This window comes from Escherichia sp. 94.0001 (genome assembly GCF_013369155.2).
Lineage (GTDB): Bacteria > Pseudomonadota > Gammaproteobacteria > Enterobacterales > Enterobacteriaceae > Escherichia > Escherichia coli_F.
This window is the reverse complement of record NZ_JABWMS020000154.1, coordinates 1-1772: the sequence shown is the minus strand read 5'-3', so window position 1 is coordinate 1772 and position 1772 is coordinate 1. Positions and strand designations below refer to the sequence as shown.

Sequence of the window (1772 nt, the reverse complement as noted above, 5' to 3'; positions counted from 1 at the left end):
ATTATGTTGTGACCGTTTCCATGGGTAGGAAAACACTGGGAATTCGGTCATCAATACGGTATTAAGATTAATATCTGCAAGCGAGCACACTTGTTCTGGTGCTGCATATAGATAAAAATGGTCCCAGTCCTTATTTTTAATAGTGGTATCCAACATTTTATTTAAGGCATTAGATGAAAGACGCATTGCACGATTATTTTGCTGTGCTGAAAACAATACGTACCAAGCATCATCATGATCTTGTTGTTTACGCCATTCCGAGAAGTCTGGATAATCATTTCCTTCAGTATAAGGTTTAACATCCTTATGTTGTAAATATGTTTTATAAATATTATATGCTTTTTCTGCCAATATATTATTTTTACTTTTTAGTGCCAGGTCAGTCATCATTACATATGCAGTACTAAATGATAACATTAATGTAGGTTGTTCTGTAAAGCGATCTAAATAATAATTAATCCTCTCTTCACTAAGATTAAACAAAAAAGAAGAAGAGATACAGCAATCAACTGTAATTAATGACAAAATAAAGTTATCAAATATATTTATATCATCATTTTGCAATATATCATTTAATCCCTCTGGTGGTCTGTTAGACGTATAGTATTTTGCTAAGCAATTAATTTCTGATACATCCTTTTTTAATTTTGCAAGGTCATAGATACAATTTTTTGTACTCAGTTCGTTGGCGAGGATTTTTTTTATTTCAGGCATTGAATCTTCAGAGATATCTTCAAAGATTTGATAAATTTTCTGGATATGTTCTTTTGCTTTACATATATCAACCCTGATTAAATCTTGTAATGGAGGAGTATCGTCAAAGAAAAATTTCCGCATAGATCCCGTATGCATTTTTATTATTTTCGCTTCACGCAACACTATATTTTTTAAAATACAAGTACTAAAGTCACCTCTCTCTATAGTTGCGTATTCAAAATTTACCCCCGACATATTCGTACCAGCAACATCACAGGAAAATAAAGTGGCATTCTTGAATGAACTATTTTCAAACTGTGCGCCATTCAATATGGCATACTCCATATAACATCCTGAAAAATCTGCACAACCCTTGGCTTCTGTTAGATCTGTCCTTACAAAACTAGCACCGCTCAATTTGCAATCCATGAGTGTTGCTCTCTTCATATTAGCATCATTAAATTTAACGTTAGAAAAATTTGATTCACCGAATTCAGTATCTTCAAAATTGAGCCTCGAAAAATCAAAGCGCCCATTGGGATCCTGCAAAATAATTAGTTGTCGAGTTCTGACTGGTTTATCTCCAATAAAATAAGTTGTTGTCATCACACTGTCTGAAAATTCTATCTTGCACTTAAAAAGCTCATGCATGTGCGGAGGACAAAAATTTTTCAGGGTCAAAAACTCATTACGTTCTTTATTATATTCTTTTTTTTCATCGGTAAGGTAAGGTGATAAAAACAATCCATAGCGAGAATGGATATCATTATACATTCTACTTAAAAAATCTTTTTTCGTTTCGAAACCCAAAATGAATCGCAGCACATCAAAAAGCCGCTCCCATTTACTCATATAAAAAGTATGGTCATTGTCAGCAAGAAGCAATTGCTCTGCGCGCTTTTCATCAATTTCAAAAGATGACTGTCGATGATTAACTGATAACATCATGCTGCCTCCATCAGATAAACAATTAATTGCTGCAGTCTTCCTGAATACAGTTTATTTACTATCAAAAATCGCTCATTTCAAATAGGCTTGTTCCCGATTACACAAATAAAAGCATATTATTTATTAAC

General features: G+C 33.0%; 1 protein-coding gene. It reads right to left on the bottom strand.

Features of this window, described 5'->3' with window-relative positions; translation table 11 throughout:
• Positions 1 to 1644 (bottom strand): pentapeptide repeat-containing protein (locus tag HEN33_RS24805; RefSeq protein ID WP_183083504.1); only part of this gene is annotated, 1644 nt, incomplete at its 3' end.
• Between the last annotated feature and the right edge of the window lie 128 nt (positions 1645 to 1772).